This window comes from Nocardia sp. NPDC058497 (assembly GCF_042720195.1).
Classification (GTDB): domain Bacteria; phylum Actinomycetota; class Actinomycetes; order Mycobacteriales; family Mycobacteriaceae; genus Nocardia.
Window position 1 is genome coordinate 1 of the sequence record NZ_JBHXMY010000378.1, and the last position, 5,873, is coordinate 5,873.

Sequence of the window (5,873 nt, forward strand, 5' to 3'; positions counted from 1 at the left end):
CCGATATCGCCCTGCCCGCGGTGGGGGTTATCCTCGGCGAGGTGGGCGTGGCGGGCTAAGACCGCACGGCCACGGGCCTGGGCCGCCGGCTCGCCGTGGCCGAGCGCCTCGGCTTCACGACCGCCCTCGTCCCACCCGGTTCGGAGAAAACCAAGATCGGTTCGATGCGTATCCACGAGGTCGGCGATCTCCGGTCGGCCCTGCGCCTGGCCGAACTCCGCAAATCCCGCGCACCCCGCGACCCGGTCCCCGTGGAATAACCCCGGCAAACCGCCGATTTCGCCGAAATTCGGCATTCCTGTGCCAACAACCATTGACGCGCGCATCGATCATGCGAAGCTTGCAAATTGCCCCAACTTGAACATGTGACCTACAGCGCACCCGCACAATGCCGGCCCTTCCCAGCTGGCCCCGCAACCCCGACCTCGCTGGCCCCGCCCCCCGCCCCCGAGGAGTGGCAGGCCGACGCAATCGCTCCCAACCGGCCCCGTACGCCCCGACCTCGAGGAGGGGCAGGCCGACGAAGTCGGCCGACGGGACAGGAGGGGCCGCGACTCGAGCGCGCCAGCGCTCCAATCACTCAGCCAGGTTGAAGGGCTCGGCCGCGCTGCGGATGGCGCCGAGCTGCGCCACCACCATGTAGGCGCCGGCGGGCACCTGCAACCGATCCCCGGCGCACTGGGGCTGCGAGGTGGTCCCGAACCAGGCCCCCTTGTAGGACAGCTGTTCGCCTGCCTTCAGCGTCTTCAGATCGGGCGGCCCGTCCGGATTGCAGTCGTTGCTTGCCCACAGCCGCCGCTGCCCGTCGAGCGTGTACACCAGGAACTGCGGGCCCGGCCCCAGATCCCGCGAACAGGGCGCCGACGAGATATTCGTGATGACAGTCCCGAACGCGGGCTGATCCCCCACCCGATACGTCGGCTGCCCGACCGTCACCTTCAGCGCCAGCGACTGATCGCCACACGGAGCGGCCGCGGGCTCAGCCGCCGCCGAACTGGTCGCCACGGCACTCGACGTGGGGGTCGCCGAGCTGCTGCTCGCCGTCGTCGAGCTCGACTCGGCGGAACTGCTACTGCTCGACTCGGAGGTGGTCGTCGCCGCCGCGTCGGTCTTCCCCGACGAGTCCCCGCCGCGCGCGACCATGGTGACGAGCCAGATCACGATCGCCAGCGCGACGACGATGACGCCGATGGCGAGTGCACGGCGACGCCAGTAGATCTCCGGAGGCAGCGGTCCATTCGGTTCCAGCACGCCTCAACGGTAAGCGCACCGCGCGAGCCCGCGCTCGATGACCTCGGCGTGTCGGCGGCCCAAAGGGGTCTATACCCCGGTTCAGGCCACCTCGCCGATGTTCCCGACGGCCCGGCGCAGGTGCGCGCGGCCGTCGGCGAGCTTGTAGGTGACACTCGCGATCGCGAGCTGACCGGTGGCCACGCGCTGCGAGATGATCATCGACCGCTGCATGAGCAGCCTGCTTGTCTCCTCGACGTGGCGCGCCTCGAACTCGTCGATCGAGGTGAGGCCTTCGCGGCGGCCGACCAGGATCGACGGGGTGACCCGCTCGACGACGCTGCGAATGAACCCGCCGGGCACCTCGCCGCCGTCGAGCGCGTCGATCGTGGCCTTCACCGCGCCGCAGCTGTCGTGGCCGAGGACCACGATCAGCGGCACATTGAGCACCTCGACGCCGTATTCGATCGAGCCGAGCACCGAGCTGTCCACCACGTGACCCGCGGTCCGGACGACGAACATGTCGCCGAGGCCCTGGTCGAAGATCAGTTCGGCGGCCACCCGGGAGTCGCCGCAGCCGAACAGGATCGCGTGCGGATGCTGGCCGCTGACGAGCTTGGCTCGATCCGCGGCACCCTGGCTAGGATGCAGCAGGTTGCCGTTGACGAAGCGCTCATTGCCTTCGCGCAGTGACTTCCAGGCGCTAATCGGATTGGAACCAGGCATACCGACCATTGTGCACACGCCCTTGGTTACCAGCGAGTCCGGCGCGTTACGCGTCGGCAAACACGGCCTGGCGGAGTGGGAACGGGAGCAGTGAGTATCGACGCCGAAGCCCTGATGGACTGGTTCGCCGACACGGCGCGTGACCTGCCGTGGCGCAAGCCGGAAGCCACCGCGTGGCACATCCTGATGAGCGAGATCATGCTCCAGCAGACCCCGGTCGTTCGCGTCGAGCCGATCTGGCGGGAGTGGGTGGCGCGCTGGCCGGTGCCCTCGGCGATGGCGGCGTCCTCGCAGGCCGAGGTGCTGCGAGCCTGGGGCAAGCTGGGATACCCGCGGCGGGCGCTGCGGTTGCACGAGTGCGCGCGGGTGCTGGCCGCCGAGCATGGTGACGTGGTTCCCGCCGATGTCGACGTGCTGCTGAGCCTGCCCGGCATCGGCGCCTACACGGCCCGCGCGGTGGCCTGCTTCGCCTATGGTCAGCGAGTTCCGGTGGTGGACACCAATGTTCGCCGGGTGGTCGCGCGTGCGGTACACGGCCGCGAGCCGGGCAATCCTTCTTCGCGCGATCTCGCCGAGACCGAGGCCCTGCTGCCTGTCCCGGTGCCGCGCGCCGCGAAGTTCTCGGCCGCACTGATGGAATTGGGCGCACTGGTGTGCAGGGCCCGCAATCCCGACTGCGCCCGCTGCCCGTTGCCCGCCTGCGCGTGGGTCGAGGCGGGCAAGCCTGCCGCCGCGGTGGCCCGCAAGGTGCAGAAGTACGAAGGCACCGACCGTCAGGCGCGTGGACGCCTGCTCGATGTGCTGCGCGATGCTTCCGGACCCGTGGAACAGGTACGCCTCGATCTGGCGTGGACGCGCGATCCGGGCCAGCGCGCGCGGGCCCTGGATTCGTTGCTGGTCGACGGTCTGATCGAGCAGACCGAGGACGGGCTGTTCGCACTGGCCGGTGAAGGTGGCGCAGCGGGATAACCGTGCGGTTCAGAGCACGCGACGCAGGAAGCGGCCGACGTGCTCGCGATAGGCCTCGGGCTGTTCGTCATGCACCAGATGCCCTGCCCCGGCGATCCACACATACTCGGCACCGGGGTACAGGTCGGCCATCATTCGCATCTGACCGGCCGGTGTGATGGTGTGCTCGCCTTCGATGAGCAGCGCCGGCACCCGCAGCGACTTCCATTCGGTCCAGAAGTCGCGCGTGCCCCACTCCTCGGAGATCGCGCGGAAGGTGTCGACCTCGCCGTGCAGCCGGTAGCCGTCGGGCGCGGCGGTGAAGGCGCGCAGGAAGTACGCGCCCGCGATCGGCCCGAAGTAGTCGAGGACCGCCTGGTCGTCGGCGAAGGGCTGCGGCCAGGAGTGGATCAGCTCGGCCCAGTGCGCGGCGGTGCGGCCGGTGAAATCGGGCGCGATGTCCTCGACGACGATCGCGCGCACCCGTTCGGGATAGGTGGCGGCGAAGACCCAGCCGTGGATCGCACCCATCGAATGCCCGACGATCACCATCGGCTCGGCGATCTCGGCGGTGAGCCCGGCGAGATCGGCGACGAACGCTTCCGTCGTGAGCTCGGCGGGCGGCACCCGGCCGTGACCTGCGGCGTCGACGGTGTAGACGTGGCCGAATTCGCGCAGCCACGGCAGCTGATCTGTCCAGGTGCGCGCGCTGCCCATCAGCCCGTGCAGCAGCAGGATCGGGACGCCGGTCCCGCCTTCGTCGTACAACACCCTGACGATTGTGCCCCAGAGCGGGATGTTTCCCGCGCGGTCGTATTGTCGGCGCTATGGCTGTTGTGAAGATCAATGCGATCGAGATCCCTGAAGGCGCCGGCCCCGAGCTGGAGAAGCGCTTCGCCGCCCGCGCGCACGCGGTGGAGAACTCCCCCGGTTTCCTCGGCTTCCAGTTGCTGCGCCCGGTGGCCGGCGACAACCGGTATTTCGTGGTGACGCAATGGGATTCGGAGGAATCGTTCGCCGCGTGGCGCGACGGTCCGGCCCGTGCCGCGCATGCCGGACACGGCGGTGAGGGCGAGCGTCCCAAGCCGGTGTCGACCGGTGCCTCGCTGCTCGAGTTCGAGGTCGTCCTGGACGTGCCCGCCAAGGCCTGATAACGGCGTTTCCGCTGGACATGCGCACGCGCGTATTGACGCGGACGGTCGGTGACTGTCACAGTTCGAGAGACAGCACGCGAGGGTGCGCGGTAATTCCGGTGAGATTCCGGAGCGGTCGCGCCACTGTATCCACGTACCGGGTTCCCGGTGCCGGAGAGCCAGACACCGGCACCTTCGCACCACACTTCGACCGTGGGACGCGTATCCCTGAGGAGGACCCGAATGGCCATCGCGCATTCACCCAGCCGGGATACCGGCCTTGACACCCTGGCAACCGTGCTCGTCACGGTCGGTGTCGTTCTGCTTGCACTGCTCACCCTGTACCTGGTCGGTTTCGACCAGGGGGCCGTCTCGCGTAGCGGGATGTACCTGCACGAGCTGATGCACGACGGACGTCACCTGCTGGGTGTCCCGTGCCACTGACCGGATCACTCAAGACCCTGCTGCTGCGCGGCCTGCTGGCCGGCTTGATCGCCGGTCTGCTGGCCGCCACAGTGGGCTACTTCATCGGCGAACCCCAGGTGGACGCCGCGATCGCCATCGAAGAGGCCGCCGCGGCACCGGCCGAGCACGGGCACGACGCGGCGGAGCCCGCGGGTCATTCCCATGGCGGGGAAGAAGAACCGCTGGTCAGCCGGTCCGGCCAGAAGGCGGGACAGTTCCTCGCACTCGGCCTGGCCGGGATGGCGTTCGGCGCGCTGTTGGCGTCGGCGCTGAACTACGCCCGCCGGTTCACGGCGCTGACCGGGCCAAAGCTGTCGCTGTACGCCGCGGGCTTCGCGTGGGCGGCGATCGTCGCGGTGCCGTTCTTCAAGTACCCGGCCAACCCGCCCGCCGTGGGTGATCCGGAGACCATCAACACCCGCACCTGGCTGTGGGTCGCCGCCGTCGTGCTCGGCCTGCTGGCCGTCGCGGCCGCGATCGCGGCATACAAGGTGCTGGCCGGACAGCTGGATACGCTCCGGCTGATCGCGGGCGTGGCCGCGTTCGTGCTGGTCACGACCATCGGCTACGTGCTGCTGCCCGGTGTGAACGAGGTGGCCGACGACTTCCCCGCGACGCTGCTGTGGCGTTTCCGGGTGGCCTCGCTCGCCGAAACCACCACGCTGTGGGTGGCTTTGGGGCTGGCCTACGCCGCGCTCACCGAATTCGCCTCGCGCCGTAGCACTCCGGTAGTGGAGCAGGTCGCTACCGCAGGGTGATCCTCGCGAGTATCAGCGAGAGGCAGTGTCGGTGTCATGACCGGCACTGCCTTTTCCGTTTCCGTACCCCGGCCACGCGCGGTGACCGTCGCGTTCGGCGGGCTCGTCACCGCCCTGGCCGCGGGCGCCGCCGAAGGTCTGCTGCGCGCGGTCCGTGGCGGTGGTGAATTCGGCGCCACCGCAGCGGGATCGCTCCCCCGCCTCGCCATCTACCTGGTCGTCGGGGCCGTGGCGCTGTACATGGTGAACGGCAGCCGGGTGGCCCGCGCGGTGCTGACCGTCGGCATCGGTGTGGTCGGCCTGCTCTCGCTGATCGTCGAGCCGCTGGCGGTCCTGCTGTCGACCGACGACTTCGGTGAGCTGTTCGCCGGCCTGTCCCCCAGTTCGGCCGTGCTCGCCGGCTGCCGGGCCGTGCACATCCTGGCGGTGGTGATTGCCATTCCGGCGATGTACACCCCGGCCGCGCATAGATGGTTCACCCAGCGCTGACCCCGGGGGTTTTGTTTGTAAAGGGCCCCCAAAAAAAGATTTTGGACATGACAACCGCGCGAAGACCACAAAAAAGAGAGCAGGTAAAAAAACACGCGGTCACACACAAAAACACCGGGCCCCG

At 68.9% G+C, this 5,873-nt stretch carries 9 protein-coding genes; 5 read left to right on the forward strand and 4 right to left on the reverse strand.

Annotated features, from left to right (window positions below; translation table 11 throughout):
• The 3 genes from ACFWPJ_RS22410 to ACFWPJ_RS22420 all read right to left on the reverse strand — a co-directional run.
• Nucleotides 1-296 (reverse strand): hypothetical protein (locus tag ACFWPJ_RS22410; protein ID WP_378854269.1); only part of this gene is annotated, 296 nt, incomplete at its 3' end.
• 280 nt (nucleotides 297-576) lie between these two features.
• Nucleotides 577-1,251, reverse strand: coding sequence for a hypothetical protein (locus tag ACFWPJ_RS22415; RefSeq protein ID WP_378854271.1), 675 nt, complete (start codon nucleotides 1,249-1,251; stop codon nucleotides 577-579).
• Between the two features lie 81 nt (nucleotides 1,252-1,332).
• Nucleotides 1,333-1,956, reverse strand: coding sequence for a carbonic anhydrase (locus tag ACFWPJ_RS22420; RefSeq protein ID WP_378854273.1), 624 nt, complete (start codon nucleotides 1,954-1,956; stop codon nucleotides 1,333-1,335).
• A gap of 114 nt (nucleotides 1,957-2,070) precedes the next feature.
• On the opposite strand from ACFWPJ_RS22420, the gene ACFWPJ_RS22425 reads away from it, so the two are divergent.
• Entirely contained in the window at nucleotides 2,071-2,925 is an 855-nt protein-coding gene (locus ACFWPJ_RS22425) for an A/G-specific adenine glycosylase (RefSeq protein ID WP_378854283.1), read from the forward strand.
• 9 nt (nucleotides 2,926-2,934) lie between these two features.
• On the opposite strand, the gene ACFWPJ_RS22430 is transcribed toward ACFWPJ_RS22425, so the two are convergent.
• Nucleotides 2,935-3,675, reverse strand: a complete 741-nt coding sequence (locus ACFWPJ_RS22430; RefSeq protein ID WP_378854275.1) for an alpha/beta fold hydrolase — start codon at nucleotides 3,673-3,675, stop codon at nucleotides 2,935-2,937.
• Nucleotides 3,676-3,731: 56 nt separating this feature from the next.
• Between ACFWPJ_RS22430 and ACFWPJ_RS22435 the strand changes: the two genes are divergently transcribed.
• The 4 genes from ACFWPJ_RS22435 to ACFWPJ_RS22450 all read left to right on the forward strand — a co-directional run bounded on the left by ACFWPJ_RS22435 (nucleotide 3,732) and on the right by ACFWPJ_RS22450 (nucleotide 5,749).
• Nucleotides 3,732-4,055 (forward strand): antibiotic biosynthesis monooxygenase, encoded by a 324-nt coding sequence (locus ACFWPJ_RS22435; RefSeq protein ID WP_189029711.1) that lies wholly within the window; start codon nucleotides 3,732-3,734, stop codon nucleotides 4,053-4,055.
• 225 nt (nucleotides 4,056-4,280) lie between these two features.
• Nucleotides 4,281-4,481 (forward strand): CbtB-domain containing protein, encoded by a 201-nt coding sequence (locus ACFWPJ_RS22440; protein ID WP_378854277.1) that lies wholly within the window; start codon nucleotides 4,281-4,283, stop codon nucleotides 4,479-4,481.
• Nucleotides 4,472-5,260 (forward strand): CbtA family protein, encoded by a 789-nt coding sequence (locus ACFWPJ_RS22445; RefSeq protein ID WP_378854279.1) that lies wholly within the window; start codon nucleotides 4,472-4,474, stop codon nucleotides 5,258-5,260. The genes ACFWPJ_RS22440 and ACFWPJ_RS22445 overlap by 10 nt, the downstream gene beginning before the upstream one ends.
• 36 nt (nucleotides 5,261-5,296) lie before the next feature.
• Nucleotides 5,297-5,749, forward strand: coding sequence for a hypothetical protein (locus ACFWPJ_RS22450; RefSeq protein ID WP_378854281.1), 453 nt, complete (start codon nucleotides 5,297-5,299; stop codon nucleotides 5,747-5,749).
• Nucleotides 5,750-5,873 lie beyond the last annotated feature (124 nt).